This window comes from Cupriavidus sp. 22TCCZM01-5, from assembly GCF_057798915.1.
Window position 1 is genome coordinate 30,013 of sequence record NZ_JBYOJR010000032.1, and the last position, 26,905, is coordinate 56,917.

At 63.5% G+C, this 26,905-nt stretch carries 24 protein-coding genes; 10 read left to right on the forward strand and 14 right to left on the reverse strand.

The features are described 5' to 3' along the window. Window positions 1–4 precede the first annotated feature (4 nt). From AC3FNH_RS24915 to AC3FNH_RS24935, 5 genes are all read right to left on the reverse strand, one after another. Window positions 5–1,147, reverse strand: coding sequence for a VOC family protein (locus tag AC3FNH_RS24915; protein WP_488721956.1), 1,143 nt, complete (start codon window positions 1,145–1,147; stop codon window positions 5–7). A 255-nt stretch (window positions 1,148–1,402) separates the two neighbouring features. Beyond that, the gene (locus AC3FNH_RS24920; RefSeq protein WP_488721957.1) at window positions 1,403–1,612 is read right to left on the reverse strand and encodes a hypothetical protein; all 210 of its coding nucleotides are present in this window, start codon (window positions 1,610–1,612) and stop codon (window positions 1,403–1,405) included. Window positions 1,613–1,770: 158 nt separating this feature from the next. Then, window positions 1,771–3,051 carry a TolC family outer membrane protein gene (locus tag AC3FNH_RS24925; RefSeq protein ID WP_488721958.1) on the reverse strand — a complete coding sequence of 427 codons (1,281 nt, stop codon included), beginning with the start codon at window positions 3,049–3,051 and terminating at the stop codon, window positions 1,771–1,773. Window positions 3,052–3,167: 116 nt separating this feature from the next. Further along, complete coding sequence (locus tag AC3FNH_RS24930) at window positions 3,168–6,221, reverse strand: efflux RND transporter permease subunit (RefSeq protein ID WP_488721959.1); 3,054 nt, start codon at window positions 6,219–6,221, stop codon at window positions 3,168–3,170. Next, window positions 6,218–7,222 (reverse strand): efflux RND transporter periplasmic adaptor subunit, encoded by a 1,005-nt coding sequence (locus AC3FNH_RS24935; protein ID WP_276102501.1) that lies wholly within the window; start codon window positions 7,220–7,222, stop codon window positions 6,218–6,220. Before AC3FNH_RS24935 ends, AC3FNH_RS24930 begins: the two co-directional genes overlap by 4 nt. 482 nt (window positions 7,223–7,704) lie before the next feature. Here AC3FNH_RS24935 and AC3FNH_RS24940 point away from each other — a divergent pair, with 482 nt between their 5' ends. Beyond that, window positions 7,705–8,490 carry a TetR/AcrR family transcriptional regulator gene (locus AC3FNH_RS24940; protein WP_488721960.1) on the forward strand — a complete coding sequence of 262 codons (786 nt, stop codon included), beginning with the start codon at window positions 7,705–7,707 and terminating at the stop codon, window positions 8,488–8,490. A gap of 8 nt (window positions 8,491–8,498) precedes the next feature. On the opposite strand, the gene AC3FNH_RS24945 is transcribed toward AC3FNH_RS24940, so the two are convergent. Beyond that, the gene (locus AC3FNH_RS24945; protein WP_488721961.1) at window positions 8,499–9,143 is read right to left on the reverse strand and encodes a TetR/AcrR family transcriptional regulator; all 645 of its coding nucleotides are present in this window, start codon (window positions 9,141–9,143) and stop codon (window positions 8,499–8,501) included. Between the two features lie 277 nt (window positions 9,144–9,420). On the opposite strand from AC3FNH_RS24945, the gene AC3FNH_RS24950 reads away from it, so the two are divergent. The 9 genes from AC3FNH_RS24950 to AC3FNH_RS24990 all read left to right on the forward strand — a co-directional run bounded on the left by AC3FNH_RS24950 (window position 9,421) and on the right by AC3FNH_RS24990 (window position 18,864). Further along, the gene (locus tag AC3FNH_RS24950) at window positions 9,421–10,245 is read left to right on the forward strand and encodes a GntR family transcriptional regulator (RefSeq protein WP_276102504.1); all 825 of its coding nucleotides are present in this window, start codon (window positions 9,421–9,423) and stop codon (window positions 10,243–10,245) included. Window positions 10,246–10,495: 250 nt separating this feature from the next. Then, window positions 10,496–11,041 carry a 2,4'-dihydroxyacetophenone dioxygenase family protein gene (locus tag AC3FNH_RS24955; protein ID WP_488721962.1) on the forward strand — a complete coding sequence of 182 codons (546 nt, stop codon included), beginning with the start codon at window positions 10,496–10,498 and terminating at the stop codon, window positions 11,039–11,041. A gap of 136 nt (window positions 11,042–11,177) precedes the next feature. Then, complete coding sequence (locus AC3FNH_RS24960; RefSeq protein WP_488721963.1) at window positions 11,178–12,284, forward strand: SMP-30/gluconolactonase/LRE family protein; 1,107 nt, start codon at window positions 11,178–11,180, stop codon at window positions 12,282–12,284. Between the two features lie 98 nt (window positions 12,285–12,382). Then, complete coding sequence (locus tag AC3FNH_RS24965) at window positions 12,383–13,636, forward strand: CaiB/BaiF CoA transferase family protein (protein ID WP_488721999.1); 1,254 nt, start codon at window positions 12,383–12,385, stop codon at window positions 13,634–13,636. Further along, window positions 13,629–14,396 (forward strand): enoyl-CoA hydratase/isomerase family protein, encoded by a 768-nt coding sequence (locus AC3FNH_RS24970; protein WP_488721964.1) that lies wholly within the window; start codon window positions 13,629–13,631, stop codon window positions 14,394–14,396. The genes AC3FNH_RS24965 and AC3FNH_RS24970 overlap by 8 nt, the downstream gene beginning before the upstream one ends. Window positions 14,397–14,406: 10 nt before the next feature. Then, on the forward strand, window positions 14,407–16,197 hold the full coding sequence (locus AC3FNH_RS24975) for an acyclic terpene utilization AtuA family protein (protein WP_488721965.1): 1,791 nt from the start codon (window positions 14,407–14,409) through the stop codon (window positions 16,195–16,197). Continuing rightward, a complete protein-coding gene (locus AC3FNH_RS24980) occupies window positions 16,194–17,009 on the forward strand; it encodes a GntR family transcriptional regulator (protein ID WP_488721966.1) in 816 nt (271 codons plus the stop codon). Before AC3FNH_RS24975 ends, AC3FNH_RS24980 begins: the two co-directional genes overlap by 4 nt. A gap of 47 nt (window positions 17,010–17,056) precedes the next feature. Continuing rightward, window positions 17,057–17,818 carry a cupin domain-containing protein gene (locus AC3FNH_RS24985; RefSeq protein WP_488721967.1) on the forward strand — a complete coding sequence of 254 codons (762 nt, stop codon included), beginning with the start codon at window positions 17,057–17,059 and terminating at the stop codon, window positions 17,816–17,818. 53 nt (window positions 17,819–17,871) lie between these two features. After that, complete coding sequence (locus tag AC3FNH_RS24990) at window positions 17,872–18,864, forward strand: Bug family tripartite tricarboxylate transporter substrate binding protein (RefSeq protein ID WP_488721968.1); 993 nt, start codon at window positions 17,872–17,874, stop codon at window positions 18,862–18,864. A gap of 216 nt (window positions 18,865–19,080) precedes the next feature. On the opposite strand, the gene AC3FNH_RS24995 is transcribed toward AC3FNH_RS24990, so the two are convergent. Genes AC3FNH_RS24995 through AC3FNH_RS25030 form a run of 8 tightly spaced genes read right to left on the reverse strand, consistent with a single transcriptional unit; the run spans window position 19,081 to window position 26,905 of the window. Further along, the gene (locus AC3FNH_RS24995; RefSeq protein ID WP_488721969.1) at window positions 19,081–20,511 is read right to left on the reverse strand and encodes an aldehyde dehydrogenase family protein; all 1,431 of its coding nucleotides are present in this window, start codon (window positions 20,509–20,511) and stop codon (window positions 19,081–19,083) included. Window positions 20,512–20,565: 54 nt separating this feature from the next. Further along, window positions 20,566–21,477: a LysR family transcriptional regulator gene (locus AC3FNH_RS25000; protein ID WP_488721970.1), complete on the reverse strand. Its 912-nt coding sequence runs from the start codon at window positions 21,475–21,477 to the stop codon at window positions 20,566–20,568. A 32-nt stretch (window positions 21,478–21,509) separates the two neighbouring features. Then, window positions 21,510–21,845 (reverse strand): ferredoxin, encoded by a 336-nt coding sequence (gene fdxA, locus AC3FNH_RS25005; RefSeq protein ID WP_488721971.1) that lies wholly within the window; start codon window positions 21,843–21,845, stop codon window positions 21,510–21,512. After that, window positions 21,845–22,618, reverse strand: coding sequence for an enoyl-CoA hydratase-related protein (locus AC3FNH_RS25010; protein ID WP_276102515.1), 774 nt, complete (start codon window positions 22,616–22,618; stop codon window positions 21,845–21,847). Before AC3FNH_RS25010 ends, fdxA begins: the two co-directional genes overlap by 1 nt. Next, window positions 22,615–23,805, reverse strand: a complete 1,191-nt coding sequence (locus AC3FNH_RS25015; protein ID WP_488721972.1) for a CaiB/BaiF CoA transferase family protein — start codon at window positions 23,803–23,805, stop codon at window positions 22,615–22,617. Before AC3FNH_RS25015 ends, AC3FNH_RS25010 begins: the two co-directional genes overlap by 4 nt. Further along, entirely contained in the window at window positions 23,802–25,184 is a 1,383-nt protein-coding gene (locus tag AC3FNH_RS25020; protein ID WP_488721973.1) for an FAD-dependent oxidoreductase, read from the reverse strand. Before AC3FNH_RS25020 ends, AC3FNH_RS25015 begins: the two co-directional genes overlap by 4 nt. Before the next feature lie 45 nt (window positions 25,185–25,229). After that, entirely contained in the window at window positions 25,230–26,069 is an 840-nt protein-coding gene (locus AC3FNH_RS25025; RefSeq protein WP_488721974.1) for an ABC transporter permease, read from the reverse strand. Further along, window positions 26,069–26,905 (reverse strand): ABC transporter ATP-binding protein, encoded by an 837-nt coding sequence (locus AC3FNH_RS25030; protein WP_276102519.1) that lies wholly within the window; start codon window positions 26,903–26,905, stop codon window positions 26,069–26,071. The genes AC3FNH_RS25025 and AC3FNH_RS25030 overlap by 1 nt, the downstream gene beginning before the upstream one ends.

The window sequence follows — 26,905 nt, forward strand, 5'->3', positions numbered from 1 at the left end:
GCGCTCACAGCCACGGTCGTGCAGGACTCATGGCGCGCCCAAGCAACTTCAGGCGCTCCAGCGAGAGCCGTCCGGACCGCAGCAAGCGAGCCAGGCGGAGCACCGTGTCAAGATTGCGCTTGACGCCCATGCTGGCCGGGACGTCGTCGCCCCAGGCCCAGATGCCGGACATGTCGAGGGGGACGTAATGGGTCTCATGATCAGCCGTGAAGACATCACCGTCGGTGTAGTGCTCAAACTCCATGCCGTCGGGGTCGAACCAGTAATCGAAGAGCTGGCTTCCAAGGACGTGCCGGCCGATGCCCCACATATGCCGATGGCCGTTTGCACGCAGCACGTTATGGCCCTGTCCGAGCGCGTCAAGGTCGAGCACCTCGTACGCACTGTGCTCGTACTTTTCCTCGATGCCTCCTGCCAGAACGAAGGTGTGATGGTCCGCGGGCGTGCTTCCCAGATCGAGCCGGAAGAAGCAGAGGTTGGGTGACCCATCCTCGAGATACTGAACATCGGTCGGAATCAGGCCGAGATGCCGCATGTACCAGCGCGCCATGCCAGCAAAGTCGACGGTCTGCAGCACGACGTGGCCGAGCTTCACCACGGCTGCGGGCTCCAGCGGCGGCCGCACCATGGCGTTCACCCTGCGAAGCTGCCTGGGGTCATTGGTGAGAGCGTGTGTAGGTTCCCGCAATGGCAGCGGATCGAGCGGCTGCTGACCCGTGACCAGCCACAGGAGATTCCCGGCGGGGTCGGTCAGTTCGACACCAGTTCCGCCTCCCGGGACAGAGCCCTGTGGCAGTCGGCGTGCGTTCGCCTCGGCTTCAAGGCGAACCAGATCAGCCTCGTTGCGAACGGTAAACGCGGCGCCGACATAACGCGAGCGCTGCCCTTTGCGTATCAACAGCAGGCATGGCTGTGACCCGGCGCCGCGCATCAGCAACTGCTTGTCGGTGCGCGACACGCTACACATGCCGAAATCCGACAGGAAGCCCTCTGCAGCGCGCAAGTCATGTTTTTCAAAGATGAGAAAAGCAAGCGCCTGGGCTTTCGCCATGGCTTCCGGCCTCGGGAGTTTCTGGACCGAGGAAGGCAGTGCGCTTTCTGGAAATGCTGGCGGCGTGCGCAGCACGCTGCGAGGCTGGCGGGTCATGTCGTCTCCTGGAAATAGCCGGGCATTGCCTGAAGCAACCCCCGATCTTTTTATGACATTATGGTCATCTTGACGTTTAAGTCAATATGAAAATATAGGCCGCGGTGGGAATTTTCTGGCGTGGTGCGGGGCGCGACACTCTGCGCGCCGTATGGTTCTCTTGCCCGGATACTGTCGTGTCCGGACTGCGTGGCCGCCGGTGCAGCGGCGCTGGGCCAGCTGCGTCGGCTGCCAAGCGTCTGGCCGTACGCAGCCTCAGTGAGGTGCCGCGCAACGCAAGCAATAGTCGAAGGCCGAATCAAAGTCCTTCTCCCTTTGCTCAAGTGTCAGCCCTGCCGGTGTACGTCGGTAGACGTGAAACCATTGCGCGTCAGACTGTGATGCAATCATTTCGCGCGAGGCGATTGAACGCATTGCATGAATATGCAGCTTTCCAACAATGGCAGTAAAACCCTTCAAATGCATAGCAAACCTCCTTTCGTTCGAGCCAACCTCGCCTCGCACCGGCTTGCGCCAATTGCATCACTCGGTGGTGCCCGCGTGCAGGCCTGGGCGGGCCTCAGCCCGTTCCAGGCTTTCTCTCAGCCGCAGGAATTCGGCCGAATCCCGCAGCGCCTCGCGCATCACGACGCCAGCCACGCGCTCAATGCACGCAGGCTGTCCTCATTCAGTTCGCCGGCCGCCGCTTCGAGCCGGAGGCGACCCATCAGATAGTCGACGCGTGCCTGGATCAGATCCAGCTCTGCGCGATACATGCGTTGCTGCGCGTCAAGCACGTCCAGTTGCGTACGCGTGCCCACGTCGCGCCCGAGAGTGGTTGACTCCAGGGCGCTGCGCGCAGACACGAGCGCCTGATCGAGCGCGGAGATGCGAGACACACCAGTCTTTACCGCCAGGAACCCGTCCTGCACCTGCAAACGCACGTCACGCCGCGCCGCTGCAAGCTCCTGCTCGGCCTGGCGCCGCTTTGCGGCGGCCTCGCGCTCGCGCGAGTCGATCCCGCCGCCGGCGTAAATCGGGATATTGAGCTGGAGTCCGATCAGCGCCGTGCGGTTGCCCTCCCGCGCCACCAGCGGCGACAGGTTGCCGTTCTGGTCCTCGGTGCCATAGCCGGCCACCAGGTTCAGCGTCGGCCGGCTCGCGAGGCGAAATTTGTCGATTTCCGCCCCGGCAATTTCCAGTTCGGATTGCCTGGTCTTGACCGCCGTGTTCTGGTTCTCGCCCTTCATTTGCCAGGCACTCAGATCGTCCGGCAGCGGCGGCTGCGCGGCGAAGGCAGGCGCCAGGGGCGAGAGCCGATCGGGCGCAACCCCAATCGTCTCGCGATAACTCGTGCGTCGCAGTTCGAGCGCCGACTTGGCCGACACTTCCCGCGCTTCCACGCCGTCGAGCCGTGCCTGGGCCTCTTGCAGGTCCGTGATCTTGCCCTGGCCCACGTCAAAGCGCGCCTTGGCACGGTCACGCTGCTGTCCCAGCGCGCGCTTTTCGGCCTGTACCACGCGCAGCGTCTCTTCCGCCACCAGGACACCGAAATAGGCATCAGCCACCCGCAGCGCTAGATTTTCCCGCGAGTGATCGAACTGCGTCTGCGCGAGTTCGGACTGCTCGCGCCACTGCCGCCGGGTCGCCCCCGCGGCCTTGTCGTAGAGCGGTTGCACCAGCTGCACCGAGGCCTGCCGGACCGTGCCATTGGTATTGGACGGGGCCAGCCCGGACAGCGATGCGGGCAAGTCGGCGGAAGAGCGATTGTTGATCCTGGACACGCCGGCCTGCAGGTTGACGCGCGGACGCAGTAATGCGTTGCCCTGCACCGCCTTCTCGCGGCCGGCGGTGAGCGCCTCGTCGGCGGCGAGTGTTGCCGGATCGTTGTGCAATGCCTGCGAATAGGCTTCAACCAGGTCCATCGCACCCGCCTGTCCGGCCCCAGCCGTCAGAAAAAGGGCGAACGCCGCCTGTGCCGCCCATCGGGCGGAGTTTTTAATGGTCATCATTGCGAAAACTCTTTTGTCTTGAATGCCCGTCAGTCCGCGCTCGCGCGTTGGGCGCGGTAGCAGGTCGCGTACAGTGCAGGCAGGAACACCAGTGTCAGCAGAGTTGCCACGGCGAGGCCGCCCATAATGGCCCAGGCCATCGGGCCCCAGAACACCGAGTGGGTCAACGGCACCATGCCGAGAATGGCGGCCAGCGCGGTCAGTACGATTGGCCGCAGCCGGCGTACGGCGGATTCAACGATGGCCGTCCACAGCGGCACGCCCGCCGCCACGTCCTGGTCAATCTGCACCACCAGAATCACCGAGTTGCGGATGATCATGCCGGCCAGCGCAATCACCCCGAGCATGGCCACGAAACCGAAGGGAATGCGGAAGGCCGCCATGATCGCGCTCACGCCGATCAGGCCCAGCGGCGCCGTCAGCAGCACCAGCCCCATCTTCTTCATGTCCTGCAGCTGGATCATCAGCAGCAAGAGCACGATGATGACGGTCACCGGCATGACGGCGAACACGGACTTCTGCGCTTTCGCACTCGATTCGGTCGCGCCACCGACGTCGATGCCATAACCCAGCGGCAGTCCCTTGGTCAGTGCCTCGATCTTTGGCATCAGCGCCCGCGTAATGTCCGGCGCCTGGGCACCCGAGACGTCGGCACGTACGGTCAGCGTCGGGATGCGGTTGCGCCGCCACAGCTCGCTGTCCTCGCTCTGCAGCGACAGCCTTGCGACCTGCGAAACCGGCACGAACTTTCCGTCGCGAAGGTAGATCTTTGCATCCTTGAGGTTATTCAGGTCGGTGCGTTCAGCCTCAACAAGGCGAGCGACCACGTCGAGCCCTTGGTCCCCTTCGCGGTATTGGGTGACCGGCGTGCCGGACAGCGACGCCTGCAGTGCCTCCTTGATCTGGCCGGAGCTGACCCCGAGCACACGTGCCTTGTCCTGGTCGACATCGACCTGCATGCGCTTGACCCGCTCGCCCCAGTCGACATTGACCCGGCGCAGGTTCGGGTTATCCCGCATGATGGCCGCCACGCGTTCACCGATTTCCCGAACCTTGGCGTTGTCGCTGCCGTAGACGCGGAACTGGACGGGATAACCCACGGGCGGACCATTCTCCAGCCGCAGAACGCGGCCACGCACGTTCGCGAAGCGCTCGTCAAAGAGCTTGTCGATCTTCGCCATGACACGTTCGCGTGCCTCGCCACCCTTGGTCATGATCATCAGCTCGCCCAGGTTCAGATTGGGCGTCTGTACGTCCAGCGGCAGGTAGAACCGGGGCGCGCCATTGCCAACGAAACTCGTGACGGCTTCGATATCGGCGTCGCGCTTGAGCAGGCGTTCGAGATCACGGACTTCGCGCTCGCTGGCGTCGAACGTCGAGGCCTTGGGCATCCACAGATCGACGATCAGCTCGGGGCGGTCCGATGCCGGGAAGAACTGCTGCGGCACGAACTTGAACAGCGCCAGCGAGCCGGCAAATGCCGCGAACGTAATGGCGATCACCCAGCGACGGTGGCCCAGGCAGAAGTCGATGAAGTGGCGAAACTTGACGTAGAAGCCGCGCTGATACACCGCATCTTCGTCGTGCGAGGCATGCGCTTCCTGCTTGAGCAGCTTGAAGCCGATATATGGCGTGAACAGAACCGCGACCACCCACGACAGCAACAGGGAAATGCCTACGACCTGAAACAGCGAAAACACGTACTCACCGGTTCCTGACTTGGCGAAGCCCACCGGCAGGAAGCCTGCTGCAGTGATAAGCGTGCCCGTTAACATCGGGAACGCGGTCGCCGTATAGGCGTAGGTGGCGGCGCGGAACTTGTCCCAGCCCTGTTCAAGCTTCAAGGCCATCATCTCGACGGCGATGATCGCGTCGTCCACCAACAGACCCAGTGCAATGATCAGGGCGCCCAGCGAAATCCGCTGCAGGTCTATGCCGAGCACATACATCGCAAGAAAGGTCATGGCCAGGACCAGCGGGATGCTCATGGCCACCACCAGCCCACTGCGCACGCCCAGTGAGAAGAAGCTGACGGCCAGCACGATCACCACGGCCTCGGCCAGGCTCTTCTTGAACTCGAAGACCGAGTGCTCGACCACACGCGGCTGGTCGCTGACGGCATGAATCTCCACGCCGACTGGCAGTTCGGCACGGATACGCCGCACGGTTTCGTCAAGTTGCTGGCCCAGGTGGATCACATCGCCCCCCTTGCGCATGCTTACCGCCAGGCCCATCGTCTCGGTGCCGTTGAAACGCATGCGTTGTGCTGCCGGCTCGATAAAGCCTCGGTGGACATCGGCAATGTCGCCAAGCCGGAACGTCCTGTCACCGGCATGAATGCCGATCGCGCGGATAGTTTCGACCGAATCAAACTCACCACCCACTGTCAGGCGCACCTGCTCGCTCGTGGTCTGTACCGTGCCGGCAGCGGTCACTGCGTTGGTCTGGGCCAGCGTCGAGGCGATGAGGGCGGGATCCAGGCCGAGCGATGCCAGTTTGGCGGTGGACATCTCCACGTAGATCTTCTCTTCCTGCTTGCCGATCAGGTCCACCTTGTTGACATCGGACACGCGCAGAAACTCGTTGCGCGCGGCGTCGGCAAAGCGGCGCAGGTCCTCATAGGTGAAGCCGTCGCCAGTCAACGCATACATGTTGCCGAAGGTATCGCCAAACTCGTCGTTGAAGAACGGGCCTTGCGTGCCTTGCGGCAGGGTCTGGCGGATATCGCCCAGCTTCTTGCGTACCTGGTACCAGACGTCGGGAACCGCTTTGGGCGGGACGTCCTCGCGCAGGTTGACCTTGACCTGAGTCTCGCCCGGCTTCACATAGCTGGACGTGTAGTCGATCTCGGCGACTTCCTGTAGCTTGCGCTCGATCTTGTCGGTGACCTGATCGGACATCTGCTGCGCCGAACTGCCGGGCCAGTAGGCCTGCACCACCATGGTCTTGATGGTGAACTCGGGGTCTTCCTTCTGGCCCAGGCTGGTGTAAGCCAGGATGCCGGTCACGGCCAGGAGCAACAGCAGGAAGGCGATCATCTGCTGATGTTTGAGCGCCCATTCAGAGAGGTTGATACCTTTCATTTGTCGCTCCCTGCCTGGGCCGCAGCTTCCACGACTTTGACGCGTTGGCCAGCCTTGAGCATATGCACGCCGGCCGTCACCACGGTTTCGCCGCCGAAAAGGCCAGCCGTGACCAGCACGCTGTCCTTCTGCGCGCTGCCAAGCTGGACATCGCGCGCCTGGACACGCCCGCTTTTGGGAGGAATGATCCATACCTGGCGACTGCCGTCGCGATCCACGATCGCGGTCAACGGCAGCCGAATCGCGCGGTTTCCGTCTACGTCTGGCGCGAACACCGACGCCGTCATGCCGAGTCGAAGCAGCGTCTCATCTGGATGCTGAATCGAAATGCGGGCTGAATAGGTGCGTGTCACGCTATCGGTGTCCGGGGCCAGCTCACGCAGCGTGCCGGTCCACGCCTTGTCCGGATGGGCCCAGACCGAAATCTGCAAGGACTTGGCCTTGCGCAGTTCTTCAACGCGGGACTCAGGAATGCTGATCGCCACCTCGCGCTCACCGTCCGCGGCCACTGTCACGACGGACTGCCCTGGCGAGACGACCTGGCCGGCCTCGGCGCTAATCGCGCTGACCACCCCGTCGCGGTCTGCCACCAGCGTGGTGAACCCCTCCTGGTTTGCATTCAACCTCTGATGCGCAAGCGCTGAACGCAATTGCGCTTCGGACTGGTCAAGCACAAGTCGCTGCTGGTCCAGCTCTGCCTGCGAAGCAAAATTGCGCGCCAGCAGTTGTTCGATTCGCTTTACGTCCACACGCGCCTGCGCGACCCGGCTGCGCGCCGCATCGACATCAGCGGCCGCGGCTGTCACTTGCAAGGCCTCCTGCGTCGGATCAAGCCGCAGTAATACCTGTCCGCGCTTGACATGGGCGCCCACGTCGACGAGCCGCGCGACGATCTTCCCGCCCGTGCGGAAGCCAAGTCGGCTCTCGTACCGGGCGCGGATTTCACCTGAATAGCTGGCGCCGACAGTGCCTGGCGTCTGACCAGCAATGATGGTGCGCACCGGACGCACTTCCTCATGCTGAGGCGGCTCGGCCTGAGAACACGCGGCGACTGCGCAGGCCGCGATCAGTGTAAGGGCTAGGGTTCTAGGGTTCAGGGTCAATTTATGCCTTCCTTTCAGATCCGCTGCAGGGGCGGCCGTTGTGGGGTCCTGGCCACCGTGCGCCAATCCGCCAAAAGTGCGTCGAGCCGCATGCAGTCCGGATTACCTGATCAGGTAGTACTCCGGGACGGGGGCGTCGGTATCGACGGAACGAACTATATATCATCCTTTACGATTTGTCAGGATGACGATTAGTGTATTATTAGAAAAGTCGGCGGCAGGCCGTGGGCGAAGACTGCAATGAGCCTTGACAGGGTTTTACCTTCGTCTCACCGTCGTACGGCCGCCAAGGTCGGCGTGTGATGTCAGCCTTGCGTATCACGCGACGCAACGAGAAGACGACGCGGAGTTGAAACTTTCATAATGACGATAACTACATCATGACAAAGACGGCTATCTCATCGAAGACCGAGGCGGAGCGACAGGAAGTTCCGCCGAACGAGCATTCAGGTGTCGAAAGTCCGCTGCCGCACATGGACCACCGCCAGCGCGTCGGCGCTGAACGTCGCGAGCGAATGCGTTGGCGGCTTCTGAACAGTGCACTGAAGCTGGTAGCGAGCAAGGGCCACGCCGCCATGTCGGTGGACGACGTGATCCGGGAGGCAGGGGTGTCCCGGGGGACGTTTTACAAGTACTTCGCGTCTCCAGATGTCCTTATCCGGGAGTTGGCCACTGAGATTGCCAACCAGATCGTCCGCACCGTTGATCCTCTGGTACGCGGAATTGACGATCCGGCTCGCCTGGTGGCACGCGGCATTCGGCTCGCGTCGCGGCTTGCATTGCACTACTCAGCCGTGGCTGACTTTCTGGTGGATGTGGGATGGCCAGGCGAGCAGGGGCCGAAAATGCTGGAGTTTGTGCGCACTGACATCGAGGAGGGCTTCCGACAAGGGCGCTTCACGCGTATGCCGATGGCCATCGCGCTCAATATCGTTGTCGGCGCCGTGCTGGGCACGATCCAGAGAATGCAGGAATCGGATAGCCGGGAAGACTATTCGGAGCAAGCGGCCGCGATGGCGCTGCGCGCACTAGGGATCGACTCGCATACCGCCGACGAAATCGCGAGGACGTTGCCCGATGGAGACGAAGCTCAGCTTGTCGGGGCCTTGGCCGCTACCCTTGGTATTGCGGTAGATGAATCTGTCCGCGTACAACCCTGTCCGTAGCCGATGAGTCAGGCGGAGGCACCGTTTGCGGACTCCATTCGTGCCTGCGTCTTGGCCAGCATCGATTCGGGCGGTACTGTCAGCTTTGGCATGGGCGCTTCTGTCAATGCGTGGGCCATGGCTGCGCCGATGCCGAGCCCGCGCAGCATGGCCTCGACAAGCGTTTCCGGATAGCGCTTGGCCGTACGACTGTTAGTCATTCGATGCACGGCAATGAGGCAGGTGCCCGCGATCAGGTCGACAGCGGCGTCGACCGGCATGGGGCTGAAGAATCCTCGCTTCTGGCCTTCCTTGAGGTCCGGCGGCAGGTAGTCGAACATGGCACTGCCCTTGCCGACCAGGCTAAGGCCGGCGCTGCAAAGAAAGCGGCCGACGACCGGATAGGACCGCACCAGATGCAGGTACGATCGGACGCCGGTGGCAACTCGCAGCGCAGGGTCTTCTATCCCGCCCACGGCGCCTTCGATCAGCGCCAGCATCTCATTGCTCAATTCCTCGCTGACCCCTGCGAGCACTTCCTCGTTGGTGCGGAAATAATTGTAGAACGAGCCTTTCGAGACTTCCGCCGCAGCGACCACTTCCGGAATGACGCTCGCCCCCAGACCTTTCTGCGCGAACACGATCATCGCGCTTTCCAGCAGCCGTTTGCGCATGCGGGCGCGTCGTTCGGCGGCGACGCGGGGACGGTGATCGGTGGGGGAGACAGCGGCAGGCATCTTGGGGTTATAGCCATCCAGAAGCCGCCGAGTTTACCAGTTCCGGGTGGATGTCGGCCGGCACGGCGAGTCTGCGACGTGGCCGGCCGTGCGTCGCCGAAACAGAGGCCAGCCGTATGGCAGGAGTGAGTCTCCAGCCCCCAAGAGAAGACACACCGTACTTTGGTCCGTTCTTCTGGTGCATACTCCACTGTCTGAATGGTGGGCAATTGGAATGGCGGACGATCAAACTACGGGGATAGAACGCCCAGAGCTATTGGCTGCACGAGGCGTTACGCAATATCAGCGGCTGGCTTCGTTGCTGAGGCACCGGATCGCAAAGGGCGAGTATCCGCTTGGCATGCTACTGCCGCCGATCACGCATCTAGCGGCCGACTTGGGCGTGGCCGTCGTCACCGTCCGGCAGGCTTATGAATTGCTTTCACAGGAAGGACTGATCCGTAGCCAGCGGGGTGTCGGCACCCACGTGGCTGCTGTCCCCGCAGCCACCGGCGACATCGAACTGGCAATCAACGATCCCTTTGCCGCGCCGGAGGCGCTGGGCTTTGAAGTCCTTGAAGTCCGGCGCGACGCCCGAGTGCCGCAGGCGCTGCTCGGACCGGGCGATCAGTCGAGCGGCGACTATGTCTGCGTCCGCAAGCTGCACACCTACTCCAGCGAGCCGTTTTGCTATGCGGAGATTTATGTGTTGGCCCAGGTCTTCGACTCGTTGCCCAAGGACATCGCCAAAAAAAGGAAGCTTCTCGCCGCGGTCCTTGACGAACAGGGTTCGCGAAACAAGCGTGTACGCCAACGCACAACCGTGATGCCGGCGGATTTTCCTCTGTGCGACATGCTGAAAATCCCTTTCGCCTCCCCCGTCGCAAAGATGTCGAGGCGACTTCTTGACGGCAAAGGCACCGTTCTGTACGCCGGCGTCACCTGGTATCGAGGTGACCGTTACGTCTCCGAGATTGATATCCCCGCCTCCGCGTTGAAAACAGTACCCGCCATCACCGAGCCTCAATGGCGGAAAGCTGGCGAGCGCAAGCAAAGCTAAAGGATTCAGGGTAAACAACGGGTGGACATTTCTTTTGCGGACCCTAAACTCCTATCATTAGAACTTTAGGAGTTTAGGTGCATTCGGGCTGCCGACGACAGCCCACGCTTTATCGTCGAACTGGCCGCCCGCCTTCATCGGCGCTTTGCCGCCGCCCCAGCCTGAAGTGCATTGCCAGTTTGACTGCCGCTTGTGTTCCACCAAAGGACAGTTTCCGCTCTCAATTTTTGCCAGTGAAAGGAACAATACAATGACCGCAAGACCCGCGACCCAACCGTTCACGTCCTCCGGCGCGCCGCTGCCGCTGCCCGCGCTGCCGCAGGACAAGCTCCTGACCGTCAACATCGAGCAGATCCCGCTCATCAAAGATGTATTTCCGGGCATCCATATCAAGCCGCTGCGCCTCGACCCGGAGCGCGGAGAGTGGGTCTTCATGGCCATCGTCGAACCCGGTTGTTCCTTGCCAATTCACTACCACACCGGTACGGCGCAGGTGTGGACGATCCAGGGCTGCTGGAAGTACCGCGAGTACCCTGACCAGCCACAAACGGCGGGCTCCTACCTGTACGAGCCCGGCGGCTCGGTGCACACCTTCTACACCCCGGAAGACAACACCGAGGACACGATCACCATTGCCTGGATCGAAGGCGCGCAAGTGAGCTTCAACGAGGACGGCACGTTCCACTCGCTCAATGACGCGCTCTCGATCCAGTACGCGATCCAGACTCTCGCCGCGGCGCGCGGCATTGGACCGGTGCCCTACGTCCGCGGCAACGGCACCGACGTCATCGAGTGACAAAAGATGACTGACAGGCAGGCCGCTCGTCGGCCTGCGCGGTGCCGTTCCTCTGATCCTTACCGACCAGCGTGTACGACACAAATCAGATCAATCAGTAACGACCTGTCGATCCGCAGGATTGAGCGAGTGCTACATGAGAATGATCAAAGCCCCGAGTATGCCGATACTGCCGACGCTGATTCTGCTCGCGTTGCTATCGACGCCGATAGCCGCAAGAGCGTGGGAGCGCGGCAAGGTTGAGACATTTGCCACGTTGCCCGCGGGTGAGGCACATCCCGAGGGCATCACCGTGGACCGCGAGGGGAACGTCTACGTCGTCACGGTAGCGGTGAACAAACCGAGCACGAGCGAGGGCACGCTTGTGGTGTTTGACCCGCAGGGCAAGCACTTACGCACTGTCAGCATCAAGGGCGCTAGCAGAATGTTGCTCGACCTCGGATTCCATCCTGCGACGGGCCAATTGCTCATCGTCGACTATCTGGGCGCGAAGGTCCTGAGCGTCGACCCGAGGACGGGTGTCTCGTCCGTGTTCATGACAGTTTCCGGAAAGAACCCCGGTCTCGACGGGATGACGTTCGATCCTGCGGGGAACGTCTACGTGACCGACGCTCACCAGGGCATCATCTGGAAAGTCGGGCCGCACGGCGGCGAAGCATCCCCCTGGGTCACCAGCGCGCTTCTGAAGCCCACACGGATACCTCCGACCATCGGCGCCAATGGCCTGGCGTTCAACAACAAGAAGACGGCTTTGTTCGTCGCCAATACGACGAATGACGTCGTTGTCAGGATCCCCGTAACGGGCGCGACGCTGGAGCCCGGCACGCCCGAAGTCTTCGTCAACCGCATCGGCGGCGGACCCGACGGCCTGATCATCGACGAGCACGACAATCTCTGGATCGCCTGCAATCAGTCCAACGAGATTCAGGTGCTCGAGCCAACGAAGGGGCAGGTAATCGCCAAGCTCGGCGACTTCGGCGGCATCGACCGCAAGGGAGCACCCATCGGCTTTCTCTGGTCGAACAGCCTCGTCTTCCACGGCGGCGACGTTCTTGTCACCAACCTCTCGCTCGATGTCGAGACGTCTATTGCGAAACTCAGTGACGAGCTTGGCCTCGCACATCTTGCGGGCAAGAATCTGCGCACCATCGACGGGCCGTGGGCGCAGCGGGTGAGGCTCCACACCATCTCGAAAATCAAGAAGCGGATACCCGAGCTGGCCAGCCCGGAGACGGACCGATGATCGATCTGTTGTTGCAAGCCGGATGTCGCGGCCAGTCGGCAGGCAACGGTGTCCCTCGTGCCAGCCGCCACACATCGCCCCACCGAGATGAAAAGGAAATGAAGAAAGATCAGACAAACGGGCCTCTGGCCGGCGTGAAAGTGGTTGACATCACGTCAGTCTTCATGGGGCCTTCAGCCACCCAGATGCTGGCTGACCTTGGCGCCGACGTGATCAAGGTCGAGGCGCCGGGCGGAGACAGCACGCGCGGCATCGGTCCCTGTGGCGATGAAAAACTGGGGCCGCTCTTCCTGGGCCTGAACCGCAACAAGCGCAGCATCGTGCTTGACCTGAAAGCGCCGCAGGGGCGAGAGGCCCTGCTCCGCCTGGTGCGGGATGCCGACGTGTTGGCCTACAACGTGCGCCCACAGGCCATGCAGCGGCTGGGGCTGGACTATGAAACGCTCTCGGCCATCAATCCACGCCTGGTCTATGTTGGCATGTTCGGCTTTTCGCAGCGGGGCCGGTACGCGCCGCAAGCTGCCTTCGACGATCTGATCCAGGCCGCGACCGGCCTGCCGCTGGCCGTTTCGCTGGGCAGTGGCGACAGCCCTCGCTATCTGCCAATCACTATCGCCGATCGCTCGGTTGGACTCTATGCCTTCGGCGTGATCTGCGCCGCCTTGTATTCGCGCATCAGCACCGGCAAGGGTCAGCGTGTCGATGTCCCGATGTTCGAGACCATGGTGCCCTATGTGATGGGGGACCACCTGTATGGCGAGACCTTCGTCCCGGCAAAGGGCGGCTTCGGCTATCCGCGCCTGCTCTCGCCAGAGCGGCGCCCGTACCGGACGAAGGACGGACATGTCTGCTGCCTCATCTATCACGATCATCATTGGAAGGCCTTCCTCAAAGTCATTGGCAAGCCGGACTTGTATGGCTCCGATCCGCGCCTAGCCAACATCAACACCCGTACCGCCAATATCACCGACCTGTATGCCATGGTCAGCGACGAAATGGCCAAGCGCACCACCCAGGAATGGCAGATCCTGCTCAAGGAGGCCGATGTTCCGGTCTTTCCGATGCACACGTTCGAGTCGCTGCTGGACGATCCTCATTTGCAGGATATCGGCTTCTTCAGCGAATCTCACCACCCGGCTGTCGGCCGTATCCGCGAGATGGCGGTGCCCAGCGAATGGCATGGCACCCCACCGACAAGCCGACGCCATGCGCCCCGGCTGGGCGAGCACAGCCGTGAAGTTCTGCGTGAGGCCGGCTACGACGATACCGCCATTGATACGCTGTTCGCATCGGGGATCTCGGGGGATGGGTCAATAGCGCTAAACACCGAGGGAGAACCCCGCCATGAATGATGAGTTGCTGTGCGAGGTCCGGGATGCGGCACTCTACCTGACCATCAACCGCCCGCAGCGCCGCAATGCCATCACGCCGGCAGTGCTGCAGGGAATCTGCGACGGCATCCTGCGCGCCAATCGCGATGCCGACATCCGCGCTGTGATCATTACGGGCATTGGCGAGCAGGCATTCTGCGCCGGCGCCGATCTGCAGACCGGAACATCCTTCACGTTCGATTACGCCGATCCCTACCAGGGAATGGCGAACCTGTTCCGCTGCGCCAGGCAGTCAACCGTGCCGCTGATTGCGCGCGTCAATGGGGCCTGCATGGCGGGTGGCATGGGACTGATGGCGATGTGCGACCTGGCCGTTGCGAGCGAAAGCGCTGTCTTCGGCCTGCCGGAAGTCAAGGTAGGCCTGTTTCCGGCGCAGGTCCTCAGCGTGCTGCAGCACGTGGTGCCACGCCGCAGGCTCACCGAAATATGCCTGTGCGGCGAGCCGTTTTCGGCGAGGGAAGCGCTCGCCGCCGGACTGGTCAACTACGTCGGCGAGGATCTCGACGCCGAGCTGGACCGGTTGCTGGCCCGCCTGCTGAACAAATCGCCGGCCGCCATCCGCCGCGGGCTGTACACGCTCAAGCATGTGGAAGCCATGTCGTTCGAGCAGTCCATGGCATTCACGGAAAGCCAGATCGGGCTCTTTGCACTGACCGAGGATGCGCGCGAAGGCCAGCTGGCATTCCGCGAGAGGCGCCAGCCCATGTGGACTGGCAGATAGGGAGATGGGAATGAACACGAAAACGGTACGCATTGGCGGGGCTTCCGGCTTCTGGGGCGACAGCAGCGTTGGCGCGCCACAGCTGGTGCGCCACGGCGATATCGATTACCTGGTTTTCGACTACCTGGCCGAACTGACCATGTCGATCCTGGCCGCAGCCCGATTGCGCAAGCCGGATCTCGGTTACGCCACCGATTTCGTGACGGTGACAATGAAGACCCTGCTCGCCGAGATTGCCGCACGCGGGATCCGTGTAGTCAGCAACGCCGGTGGCATGAACCCGCACGGCTGTGCCCAGGCCATTGCCACTCTGGCAGCCGAACAGGGCCTGGCACTGAACATCGCCGTGATCGAAGGCGATGACGTGATGCCACTGCTTCCCCAGCTGCGCGAAGCGGGTATTCGAGACATGCAGAAGGGCGCCCCCCTCCCGGAAAAGGTGGTTAGCGCCAATGCGTATCTGGGCGCGTTGCCGATCAGGCAGGCGCTGGACCAGGGGGCACAGATCGTCATCACCGGACGCTGCGTGGACAGTGCCGTGACACTCGGCGTGCTGATGCACGAGTTCGGTTGGCAGGCGGACGACTATGATCGCCTGGCGCAAGGCAGTCTGGCCGGCCACATCATCGAGTGCGGTTGCCAGGCAACCGGCGGATTGCATACCGACTGGGAAAGCGTTCCGGACTGGCACAACATCGGCTATCCGATCGTCGAGTGCCATGCCGACGGCACGTTCCTTGTCGGCAAGCCCCCCGCCACCGGGGGACTGGTCAATACCGCAACGGTGGGCGAGCAGGTGTTGTATGAGATCGGCGACCCGGCCAACTACCTGCTGCCCGACGTCACCTGCGATTTCACGCAGGTCGCGCTCCGGCAGGCCGCACCGAACCTCGTCGAGGTCAGCGGCGCACGGGGACGGGCCCCGGGCAATGCCTACAAAGTCTGCGCCACCTACGTCGACGGCTTTCGCTGCAACGCGCAGCTTTCCATCGTCGGCGTCGACGCGGTCGCCAAGGCCGAACGTACGGCGCAGGCGATTCTCGCCCGCACGCGCGAGCTTTTCCGGGAGAATGGCTGGGCAGACTACAGTCGCACCCGGATCGAGGTGCTGGGAGCTGAGTCCTGCTTTGGGCCGCACGCTGCCGTCCGACATACCCGCGAGGCGGTGATGCGGCTGGCGGTGATGCATCCCGACAAGGCGGCGCTGGAAATATTTGCGCGGGAGATTGCCGCTGCGGGAACGAGCTGGGCGCCTGGCACGACGGGCTCTAGCGGCGGGCGTTCCAGTCCCTCGCCGTCGATCCGACAGTATGCGTTCCTCCTCGACAAGAGCGCCCTGACCCCGATGGTGGTGATAAACGGTGTACGCAGTGGCGTAACCATTCCTCTGGGTGGGCCTGCAATACCGATCGTGCCCGCGGCGCCTGCAGTGGCTGAACAATCGGGCACGGACCTCGCTGAACACGACACCGTAGAAGTCCCGTTGATACGGCTAGCTTATGGCCGCAGCGGCGACAAGGGCGATACCTCCAACATCGGGCTGATTGCTCGCCGACCGGCGTATTTGCCCGTGCTGCGGGCACAAGTGACAGTTGACCGTGTTACCGACTGGCTCCGTCACTTGGTCAAGGGGCCGGTGACCCGCTACGATCTGCCCGGCTTCCAGGCTATGAACTTCGTATGCGACTCGGCACTCGATGGCGGCGGCATGGCATCGCTGCGTAATGATCCCTTGGGCAAGGGTATGGCGCAGATTCTGCTTACCATGCCGGTGCGCGTGCCACGGGAGCTGGTGTCGTGACGCGGAATTCGTCCAACGCGGCAGCCAACGGGGTCGTCACTCTGGCCGACGACGGTACAGGCGGCGTGACGCGATATCGGCAACTCGCCAGCGTCATCCGGCACAAGATCGTTTCTGGCGAGTACCCGGTGGGCATGCAACTGCCCACCGTGGACGAGCTGGCGCAGACTCACGGGATCGCCAAGGTAACCGTGCGCCAGGCCTTTGCGGTGCTGACGGAAGAGGGCTTAGTCAACAGCCAGCGCGGTCGTGGCACCCACGTCATCAAGCAGCCGTCAGCACCCGGAGAAGGGCTGCGCTCGGCCATCAATGACGAGTCGGCCCACGGCGGCGAGTTGGAGATCCGCATCCTCGAAATGCGCAAAGGCGTGGCGCTGCGGCCAGGTCTGGCCAGGCGTGGCACGCCGCTGGATAGCTATGTGATGGTGCGCAAGCTGCATTTGCACGGCGGCACGCCGTTCTGCCTGATCGAGATGTACGTCGCCTCGTCAGTGTTTGCGCGCTTTCCGCCTGGCGGCGAAAAGCACCACAAGCTCGTTCATCTGCTTCGCCAGGTCGAAGGCGATCGCCTTGGCATGATGCAGCAAACCATGACGGTCGAGCCAGCCGACTATATCCTGGCACGCGATCTCGCCTATGGCTTCGGGGCACCAATCGCCCGGATCGTCCGAGCGACGCTGGACGTCGACGGCAATGTGCTCATGGCAGGGCAGTTCTGGTATCGCGGCGACCGATTCATCCTGGATGTGGAGATGCCAGCCAAGCTAACCGAGCACTACCCGGCGCTCGCCATCCCCGACAGCCGCCGCTGAGCGCGACAGATTTCACTATTTCACCATTCGATAGAGGAGACATCCGCATGACATCAGCCTTTGTACGGAGGGCCGCCGACGTGGCTGCGTACGCACCGGCCAACCACACGGGAACGGCGAACCAGCGCATCATCGGCAAGGAGACCGTCGGTGCGCGCCGGCTCGAAGTCTTGCTGGGCACGATTTCGCGGGGTAACGGTGCATTGCCGCATGCACACCCAGGCCTGGAGCAGGCGTCGTTGATGCTAGCCGGCGAGGGTCTCGGCGAACTCCCAGGCAAGCAGCAGGTCTTGCGCGCAGGCGACTGGAGCTTCAATGCGGCCGGAGTCTTCCATCGCTTCGAGGTCATCAGCGACGAACCGGTACGGGTGATGGTGATCTACGCTCCGCCGTATAGCGAAAATCCTAACGCAGCAGTGCTCGCAAGCGGCCCTGACGATCCGCGCCTTCAGGCTGGTGCCGCCGAAGTTCTCGACGTTCCTCGCAGCGCTGATGCGATCACGCTACCGCACTACCGTGGCGCGCTAATCAGACCGGTCATCACACGGCAGACCGTCAACTCCCGGTTTCTCGACATCTATACGGTAGACCTGGATCCGGATGGCAGCGCAGAGCCGCACAGGCTTGGCGAGACCGAGCAGGTCATCTTCGTGCGCAGTGGCACGATCCGCGGTCGCATTAATGGAGAGAGCTTCGCCGCCGCAGCTGGGGAGTGGGTCTACATTCCCGACGGTGCGGAACTCAGCCTCGAATCGGAAGGCGTCCTGCGAGAGCTGATTGTCATTCGTGCACACGATCCGCTGTCCTGACGAAAGCATGGCAAGGAAACTCATTCAGATCCCGAGACGCGGGCGGAGACAAGATGATCCAGCGATATCCCCGGCGACGCATGCTCGCCATGCTGTCCGGACTCACGGCTGCTTGCGCGGCATCGCCATTGGTGTGGGCCGCTGGCCCGAGCCAGTATCCGGGCAAACCTATCCGTGTCGTGGTGCCGTTTCCGGCGGGCAGTGGCACGGATAGCACCGCGCGCTACATCGCGCAGACCATCACTGCACAAACCGGTCAGTCCGTCGTCGTAGAAAACCGTCCCGGTGCCAACGGGTTCATCGCGGCGACGGCCGTCGCGACAGCGCCCGGCGATGGCTACACGATGCTCATTACAACAAATACCACCCACGCGGCCAATGCGTCCCTGTTCAAGAAGCTGCCCTATGACCCGATCAAGGACTTCGCGCCGGTGTCGTTGATCGCCAAAAGTGGACTGGTCCTGGTGGTGCCGTCAGACAGCCCGGTGCAGAAGGTGACAGACCTGACCACACTGGCAAAGAACCGGCAAGGCAAGATGACCTTTTCCAGCGGCAGTTCCTCCACGCGGGTAGCCAGTGAACTCTACAAGATGATGAGCGGCGCGCCTGCGCTGGATGTGCCATATAAGGGCGTGCCGCAGGCCTTGACCGACTTGATGGGGCATCAGGTCGATTTCATGATTTCTGACATCAACCCAGCGCTGCCGCTGATCCAGAACGGCAAGCTCCGCGCAGTAGCCGTGACCACATCAGGTCGCAATCCCCTGCTCGGCAATGTGCCAACCATGGCGGAAAGCGGCCTGCCGGGGTATGAGATGACGGCGTGGGTGGCTGCCTTCTTTCCTGCCAATACGCCAAAGCCTGTCGTCGCGCGTATGAGCCAAATGATTCGACAGGGGCTGACGGGGCCTGCAGCAATCGAACACTTCAGTCGGACAGGTGGCCAACCCTTCCCTTCGACGCCAGAAGAGTTGGCTGCGTTCATGCATAGCGAGACAGCGAAATGGGCAAAAGTGATCAAGGCCGCCGGCATCGAGCCGGAATGATGCAATGCGCGCCACGCCAGGCAATCAATGGCGGCCCGGATGCGAGTTCGGCATTAGAAGCCCAGACACAACGAGGCCTACAGAAACGCTCAGTACGTGTCTCGCAATGACGTTTGAACGGCCCGCCAGCTGGGAAGTCGAGGCAGTTCGCCGGAGGATGGAGCCGTTCAAACTTAGCAATGACCTGGGCTGGCGCCGGCAGCCCACCCGGCGGTTCTAGCCAGCAATATACGCGGTCTTAACGGCCGTATAGAACTCGGCGGCATAGCTGCCTTGCTCCCGCGTGCCCAGGCTGGACGCCTTGCGGCCACCGAACGGCACATGGTAATCAACCCCGGCCGTCGGCACATTGACCATCACCATGCCTGCCTGGGCGTGCCGCTTGAAGTGCTGCACATGCTTGAGCGAGGTCGAGCAGATGCCCGCAGCTAGACCGAACTCGGTATCGTTGGCGAGCGCAAGCGCATGCTCGTAGTCGCGGGCCGGGATCACAGTGGCGACCGGCCCAAAGATTTCCTCGCGGCAGATGCGCATCTCGTTGCTGCAGTCGACAAAGACCGCCGGCGTCAGGTAATAGCCCGGCGTCGCGCGCGCGACCTGTTCACCGCCGCACAACAAGCGGGCGCCCTCCTCCTGTCCAATGGCGATATAGCGCAGGTCCTGGGCAAGCTGCTCGGCGCTCGCCACCGGTCCGATGTCAGTGCCGGTTTCGAGCGCGTGGCCGATCTTCAGGGCCTCGGTGCGCCGCTGCAGCTTGCTGACAAACGCCGCATAGACGCCCTCTTCTACGATCAGCCGGCTCGACGCCGTGCAGCGCTGGCCGGTGGAAAAGAATGCGCTCTGCACCGCGCAGTCCACGGCGATGTCGAGGTCGGCATCATTGAGGACCACCATCGGGTTCTTGCCGCCCATTTCGAGTTGCACCTTGGCCATGCGCTGCGCGGCCGCCTGGGCGACGCGACGCCCGGTGGCCACCGACCCGGTGAAGGTAATGGCGTCGACACGGGGGTCGTCCAGCAGTACCTGGCCGACCTCGGCGCCGCGACCCATGACGAGGTTGAAGGTGCCTTGCGGCAAGTCGGCGCGGCTGATGATCTCCGCCAACGCCCAGGCGCAGCCAGGCACGATCTCGGCCGGCTTGAACACCACGGTGTTGCCAAACGCCAGCGCCGGCGCGATCTTCCACGCGGGAATGGCCATCGGGAAGTTCCAGGGCGCGATAATCCCGACCGTACCCACGGGCTCGCGTGTCACCTCGATTTCCACACCCGGCCGCACCGAGCCGAGCTTGTCGCCGCGCAAGCGCAGCGCCTCCCCGGCAAAGAACTTGAAGATGTTGCCTGCGCGCGTGACTTCGCCAATGCCTTCGGGCAGGGTCTTGCCCTCCTCACGCGCGAGCAGCCAGCCGAGTTCCTTCCGCCGGGCCAGGATTTCACTGCCGATTCGGTCCAGCGCATCCGCGCGCTGCTGCGGCGTGCTGCGCGCCCACACAGGCGCGGCGAGCCGGGCAGCGGCTATGGCTTCCCTGGCCTGCGCCGCGCTCGCCTGCGCGTAGTGGTCGATGACGTCGTTGGTGTCGGATGGATTGAGGTTGATCGCGGCGTCCGTGCTGTCGTGCCATTGGCCGCCAATGTAGTGGCTTTTCACTGATTAGTTTCCGTTGATTGGATAGTGACCACATCCCGCAGACGGGATGGTCGCTCAGGTCGTCAGGGACAGCTCCACCTGCTTGAGCCGGTGGACGAGACCCCTGACGAACTCCGTTGCGACGCTGGACATCGCCCGCTGGCATGGCGTAATGATGCCGACGGTCAGTGCGTTGATGTTCGGCTCGTCGAAGGGCCGCCAGACCACCTCGCCGCTCGCAATCTCGTCAGCGAAGGCCAGCTTCGAGAAGAAGGAGATGCCGCGGCCCGAGGCCACCAGGCGCTTGAGCAGGATGGTCGAATTGCAGACGACGCTGGGCGTCACCAGGTCCCAGAATTCGGCGAAGCGCGGCGAGACCACCCCTTGCAGTGGCGACGGCCCCTCCAGGCGAAGGAACGCGTGGTCACGGCAATCGGCAAAGCTCAGCCGCTCCTTCCTTGCAAGCGGGTGCGAGGAAGCCATCACCACGCCCGGCGGCAATGCCACCTGCGCGGCGATTTCCAGGCCGGCGGGCAGCTTCGACATGAACGTCACGCCGACGTCGTATTCGCCGCCCAGGACCTTGGCAGCGACCTCGGAAGGTGTCACTGCTGCAATCGCATAGGTCACGGCGGGATACATTTCCGAGAAGTCGTCGACCGCGGCGGGCAGGAAGTCCACGAACAGCGAATCCATCGCGACGATGGTCAGGTGGCCCTTGCGCTCGTCCTTCAGTTCATCCAGCTCGCCACGCATCAGGTGGTAGTCGTTGAGCGTCGCGCGGATATGCCGCAGCATGCGCTCGCCCGCGGCGTTCAGCCGGATGCCGTTGGGCAACCGGTCGAAGAGGTCGGTGCCCATCTCCGCTTCCAGCTTGAGGATCTGCCGGTTGACGGCACTGGAAGCCACATAGAGATTCTGCGCGGCCTTGCGGATCGATCCGCAGCGGGCCACCTCGACAAAGTACTTGAGGATGCTGGCATGCATGGCAAATGTCTCCGCCGGGACCTTCTGGGGGCCTAGGCCCGCACTGCAGTGGGATACGCTGACACCACGGGATGATCGCACGCGACCGGCCCGATGTAGTCGGCGCCGCCCGGCGAACCGATGCCGCTGACCGCCGGGCCGAAGAACTCCCGGTTGACGGCGGCAAAGACCGCCTCCGCTTCCGGCAGTTCGTTGTCCGCGTGGATCGCTTCGGTCGGGCATACCGAGACGCAGATGCCGCAGCTGATGCACTCGTCCGGATGGATGTACAGGGTACGCCCACCCTCGTAGATGCAGTCGACCGGGCAGCACTGGACACAGGCGCGGTCCTTGATGTCGATGCAGCCCGAAGCAATGACGTAGGCCATCACCGACCCCGCCACACAGGCTTGCGTTTTTGCTGGAAGGCCAGCACGCCCTCGTGCGCGTCTTCGGACTGCAAGGCGCTGACCAGCGCCGGCAGCCGCAGCGCCTGCGCATCGGACGGCGACAGCGTGGCGGTGCGGCGCACGACCTGCTTGATGGCCTGCTGAGACAGCGGTGCGCACGCCAGCAAGGCACCGATCCAGCGTTGCACCGCGTCGTCCAGTTGTGCGCGCGGCACGACTTCGTTGATCAGCCCCATTCCCTCGGCTTCCCGCGCTGATACGCGCTTGCCGGTAAGCAGCATCGCCATGGCCTGGCGATAGGGAATCTGGCGCTGCAGCAGGGTCATGCCACCGTCCAGCGGCATGCGCCCGACCAGGGCTTCGGGCAAGCCGAAGCTCGCTTCCTCGCATGCCACGACGATATCGCAGCCCAGCACCATCTCGAAGCCGCCACCCAGCGCAAAGCCGTTGACGCGCGCGATGACCGGCAGGTTCAGCGATTCCCGCAGCGCAATCCCGCCGAAGCCACCGGGACGCGAAGCGCCCCAGTATTCGAGGCCCGTGGTAGCGGGATTCTTCAGGTCCGCGCCCACGCAGAACGCGCGCTCCCCGGCGCCGGTCAGCACCACCACGCGCACATCGTCGCGACGCTCGAGTTCGGTCCAGATGGCCTGCAGTTCGGCTTCGGTAGCGAGGTCGACAGCGTTCAGGACGTCCGGGCGCGACAGCGTGACCGTTGCGACATAGTTCCCGACTTGCAGACTGACGCTCATGATGCCTCCGTTTCCGTCGCCACCGGCGTGCCGGCGTGGCCGGCCAACTCCGCCAGTACTTCCTGGTTGTGCTGGCCAAGCCGGGGGGGCGCGCGGCGCAGCGTCACGCGTGCGCCCGACATGCTGATCGGGCTGTTGATGAACCGGACCTGCTGGCCTTCGCCCTGCCCTTCCAGCAGCATCCCGTTGTGGTGGGTCTGGGGATCGACCAGCGCCTCGCGCAGGTCGCGCACCGGAGCGCACAGGATGTCCTGCGCTTCCAGCCGGGCCAGCCAGTGCTCGCGCGTATTGCTGGCAAAGCGCTCGCGCAGGGTGGCCTGCAACGTGGCCTTGTTCAGGAACTGCTGGCCGAGGTCGCTGTAACGGGGATCGGCCGAGAGGTCTTCGAGTTCCAGCGCTGCACAGATATCGCGCAACGGGTTCTCCTTGAAGGCGCCGACCATCACCAGCGGTCCGTTCGTGGCCTCAAACGCCCCCGATAGTGGCATGGCCGCCCAGTTGACCTCCGAGTCCTCCATCATGATCATGGCCGCCTCCTGCATCTGCATGGCGAGCATCGAGTTGTACAGCGAGACGCTGATCTTCTGCCCTTCGCCGGTGCGGACCCGGTCCAGCAGCGCCAGCAGCACCCCCTGGACCATGTGCATGCCCGCGGAATAGTCGGCCAGCGCGGTCGGGTAGACCGAAACCGGTAGCGACTCGTCGGCACGGCGCGCCATCAAGCCCGTGATGGCTTGCGCAAGAACGTCCTGGCCGCCCTTGTGCGCATAGGGCCCGCTTTCGCCAAAGCCGGTGCCCACCGCATAGATGATCCGGGGATTCATCTCGCGGCATGCCTCATAGGACAGGCCCATGCGCTCCATCACGCCCGCGCGGAAATTGTTGACCACCACGTCGGCGCCGGCAATCAGTGCCTTGACCTGGTCCATCGCGTTCGGATCGCGCAGGTTCAGCGCGACGCTGCGCTTGTTGCGGTTCAGGCTGCAGAAGATCGGGTTGTCGGTGCCCGCAACCGGCTCGAAGGTGGACCGGCTGAGATCCCCGGCCCCCTCGCGTTCGATCTTGATGACATCCGCGCCATAGTCAGCCAGGGTCTGCGTGCAGACCGGCCCCATCATGACCTGGGTGAAGTCGATCACGCGGACGCCGCTGAGCGGGAGATTCCTTTGCATGGCTTGCGTGGTCATGCTGCCTCCGCCTGCACATAAGCCGCCAGCGCCGGAACATCGGCATTGCGTCCGGTCTGGTCACCGGGGTCTGCGCCTTGCGTGCGAAGCGTCTTCTGTACCGCGCGCACATCCACGTCGCGCACCGAGACCCCGGCATTCAGCGCCAGCGCGGCGGCCACGCCGGCGGCTTCGCCCATGGCCATGCAAGGCGGGATCTCGCGCGAGATCTTTTGCGCCTGGGAGGTGGCGGAATAGTGGCGCCCTGCCACCAGCAGGTTATCGACCTGCTTGGGCAGCAGCACGCGATAAGGCATGTAGTAATCGCGGCCGCGCGCGATGCTGTCGTCAAAGCGCGCGCGCTGGGCCACGTCTTCCTTGGACATCACGTACTCGCCGTCGAGCAGGCGGGTCTGGCGCACGCCGGTCTGCGGCGCCACGTCGATGACATAGCACTGCTCGAAGCCGGGCATCTTCTCGCGCACGAAATCGACCACCGCGTGGATATGCTTGCGGCCCTGGATCTCCGCACGCGTCAGGTCTTCCGCCTTGAGGCCGTCGATGCCGGCCATATGCGGGCAGTTGCACCACACCACGCCGGGCAGCGGGGTTTTCAGCCACCACAGGCCCCAGGAACCGCCCAGCACCCGCTTGACCTGGCGGTCGAGCTCGGCGTAGGTTTCCGGCTCCTCGCGCTCGAAGCGCTCGGCTGCTTCCGTGTCGACGCCGCCAAGGCGGAACACGGTGGTGGTGATATAGCTGCCGCCGATATGCGGCGCGCCGGCGGAGGCGGCGACATCGAGGTCGCCGGTGGTGTCGATCACCACGTCGGCGAGGATCGCTTCACGGCCGCTCTTGGTCTCGCAGATCACGCCCCTGACCTTGCCGTCTTCCACCAGCGTCTGCGAGAACCAGGAATGCAGGCGCAGCTCGATGCCGGCTTCCTGCACCATCTCCAGCGCCACGCGCTTGTAGGCGTCGGGATCAAAGGCCGCGGCAAAGCAGATCGGGTGGGGCGTCTTCTGGCTGTGGAAGTCAAAGGTGCCCCAGCGCCCCCAGCGCCGGTAGGCCGCGGGGTCGTCACCCCACTCGTCGGCGCGCGGAAAGCGCGCCAGACCCACGGCAGCCATGCGTTCGATCATGGTCATGCAGTTGCCGCGTACCGAGATTTCCTGCAGGTGGCTGTCCCACATATCGTCAAGCACCAGCACCATGCCGCCCGACGCCAGTCCGCCCAGATGGTTGTAGCGCTCCAGCAGGATGGTGCGTGCACCGTTGCGCGCCGCCGCCAGCGCGGCGGACAGGCCGGCAGGGCCGCCACCCACCACCACCACATTGGCCTGCGCCGCCACGCGCACATCCCTGGCGGGCTGGCGGATCCAGTCATTGATTTTGTTCATGCTTGTCCTTGGAATCGTTGTTGTCGGGCGATGCCCGGCGGGCGCTCAGTGGGCACTCGCCGGTTGCCATTTGATGATCCGGCGCTCAAGCGCCGCGATGACGAGAAAGAACATGCCGGACAGGGCCGCGCTCATGAGGATGGCCGCGTACAGCAAAGCGGAGTCAAACGCGTAGGTGGCCTGGATGATCATGGCGCCGATGCCTTCGGTGGCGCCGATCCACTCACCCACCACGGCGCCGATGACCGACATAGAAGCCGCGATGCGCAGCGCCGAAAACAGGTATGGCAGAGAATTGAACAGGCGCAGCTTGAAGAAGATCTCGCGCTTGCTGGCGGAAAGGACCCGCATCAGTTCGAGCGACTGCGGGTTGACCGCCTCCAGCCCGCGTACCATGTTCACTAGGGTGGGGAAGAAGCACACGATGGCGGCAATGGTGATCTTGGGCGCGATGCCATTGCCCATGATCAGCACCAGGATCGGCGCTTTGGCCACCACCGGGATCGAATTGATCATCACGGCGACCGGGTAGAAGATATCCTGCAAAGTCCGGTTGTGGACGAACACCGTTGCCAGCACGATGGCCATCAGGTTGCCCAGCAGGAAGCCACCCACGGCTTCGGTTGCGGTCGGAATGAGGTTCTGCAGCAGGATGTCGCGCTTGTCGAACAGCGTCTGCAGCACCAGGCCGGGCGAAGGGGCGATGAAAGGCTTGATGTCGAAGCCCGCGACCACTACCCACCACGTGAATGCCAACGCGGCAATGCCGAGTGCGGGCAGCGCCCGCGCACGCCACAGGCGCCGGCGGCGACTGGCGCGGTAGGCGTCGGCTTCGGGGTCCGCTCCGGTGGCGGCCAGGCCCACCTTCATTTCCGTGGCACTCATCAGCAGGTCTCCAGCACGCGCCGCAAATGGGCGGATAGTTGTACGAACTCGGTTGTCTCGCGAATGTCGAGGGTGCGGTCCTCGGTCAGCGTGACCGGCACGATTTCCCTGACCCGGCCAGGATTGGCCGCAAGCAGCAGCACACGCTGGCCGAGGAAGGCGGCCTCATAGATGCTGTGCGTGACGAACAGGATGGTCAGGCCCAGCTCGCGCCAGACGCGGCGCAGTTCCTCGTTCAGGCGGTCGCGGGTGATCTCGTCAAGGGCGCCGAAGGGTTCGTCCATCAACAGGATGCGGGGGTCGCTGACAAGCGCGCGTGCGATCGCCACTCGCTGCCGCATGCCACCCGACATCTCGTGTGGATAGGCGTCTTCACGTCCCTTGAGGCCAACCAGTTCCAGCAATTCGCGCGGCGTAGCCTTGCCCGCGCGGGACTTGCCCTTGGCGACCTCCAGGGGCAGCTCCACATTCTGCAGCGCCGTGCGCCACGGCAGCAGTGCGGCGTCCTGGAACACGAATCCGATATCGCGCCTGGCGCGTGCCACGGCCGGCGTTTCGTCGAGCACGCGAATCTGACCACGGCTGGGCTTGACCAGGTCGGCGATAACACGCAGGAAGGTGGACTTGCCGCACCCCGACGGGCCGAGCAGGGTCAGGAACTCGCCCCTGGCCACGTCGAGGCTCAGGCCCTCGATGGCAGTCGTGCTGCGCCGGTCGGTAAAGAAGCGGACGTTGACGTTACGGCACTGGATTGAGAGTCCCGCATCTGTGTCGCGCACGAGCGGGGTGTTGACGGCGCGCGCCGCGCCGACGGTCTCCGGTAGGATCGCTTGCAT

Excerpts from the sequence above, each read along its gene's own strand:
- AC3FNH_RS25020 (WP_488721973.1), bottom strand. The coding sequence starts at position 25,184 with ATGAACAAAATCAATGACTGGATCCGCCAGCCCGCCAGGGATGTGCGC.
- AC3FNH_RS24965 (WP_488721999.1), top strand. The coding sequence starts at position 12,383 with ATGAAGAAAGATCAGACAAACGGGCCTCTGGCCGGCGTGAAAGTGGTT.
- AC3FNH_RS24920 (WP_488721957.1), bottom strand. The coding sequence starts at position 1,612 with ATGCATTTGAAGGGTTTTACTGCCATTGTTGGAAAGCTGCATATTCAT.
- AC3FNH_RS24945 (WP_488721961.1), bottom strand. The coding sequence starts at position 9,143 with ATGCGCAAACGGCTGCTGGAAAGCGCGATGATCGTGTTCGCGCAGAAA.
- AC3FNH_RS24960 (WP_488721963.1), top strand. The coding sequence starts at position 11,178 with ATGAGAATGATCAAAGCCCCGAGTATGCCGATACTGCCGACGCTGATT.
- AC3FNH_RS24990 (WP_488721968.1), top strand. The coding sequence starts at position 17,872 with ATGATCCAGCGATATCCCCGGCGACGCATGCTCGCCATGCTGTCCGGA.
- AC3FNH_RS24915 (WP_488721956.1), bottom strand. The coding sequence starts at position 1,147 with ATGACCCGCCAGCCTCGCAGCGTGCTGCGCACGCCGCCAGCATTTCCA.
- AC3FNH_RS25030 (WP_276102519.1), bottom strand. The coding sequence starts at position 26,905 with ATGCAAGCGATCCTACCGGAGACCGTCGGCGCGGCGCGCGCCGTCAAC.
- AC3FNH_RS24970 (WP_488721964.1), top strand. The coding sequence starts at position 13,629 with ATGAATGATGAGTTGCTGTGCGAGGTCCGGGATGCGGCACTCTACCTG.
- AC3FNH_RS24985 (WP_488721967.1), top strand. The coding sequence starts at position 17,057 with ATGACATCAGCCTTTGTACGGAGGGCCGCCGACGTGGCTGCGTACGCA.
- AC3FNH_RS25010 (WP_276102515.1), bottom strand. The coding sequence starts at position 22,618 with ATGAGCGTCAGTCTGCAAGTCGGGAACTATGTCGCAACGGTCACGCTG.
- AC3FNH_RS24955 (WP_488721962.1), top strand. The coding sequence starts at position 10,496 with ATGACCGCAAGACCCGCGACCCAACCGTTCACGTCCTCCGGCGCGCCG.
- fdxA (WP_488721971.1), bottom strand. The coding sequence starts at position 21,845 with ATGGCCTACGTCATTGCTTCGGGCTGCATCGACATCAAGGACCGCGCC.
- AC3FNH_RS24925 (WP_488721958.1), bottom strand. The coding sequence starts at position 3,051 with ATGGACCTGGTTGAAGCCTATTCGCAGGCATTGCACAACGATCCGGCA.
- AC3FNH_RS24940 (WP_488721960.1), top strand. The coding sequence starts at position 7,705 with ATGACAAAGACGGCTATCTCATCGAAGACCGAGGCGGAGCGACAGGAA.
- AC3FNH_RS24975 (WP_488721965.1), top strand. The coding sequence starts at position 14,407 with ATGAACACGAAAACGGTACGCATTGGCGGGGCTTCCGGCTTCTGGGGC.
- AC3FNH_RS24950 (WP_276102504.1), top strand. The coding sequence starts at position 9,421 with ATGGCGGACGATCAAACTACGGGGATAGAACGCCCAGAGCTATTGGCT.
- AC3FNH_RS25000 (WP_488721970.1), bottom strand. The coding sequence starts at position 21,477 with ATGCATGCCAGCATCCTCAAGTACTTTGTCGAGGTGGCCCGCTGCGGA.
- AC3FNH_RS25015 (WP_488721972.1), bottom strand. The coding sequence starts at position 23,805 with ATGACCACGCAAGCCATGCAAAGGAATCTCCCGCTCAGCGGCGTCCGC.
- AC3FNH_RS25025 (WP_488721974.1), bottom strand. The coding sequence starts at position 26,069 with ATGAGTGCCACGGAAATGAAGGTGGGCCTGGCCGCCACCGGAGCGGAC.
- AC3FNH_RS24930 (WP_488721959.1), bottom strand. The coding sequence starts at position 6,221 with ATGAAAGGTATCAACCTCTCTGAATGGGCGCTCAAACATCAGCAGATG.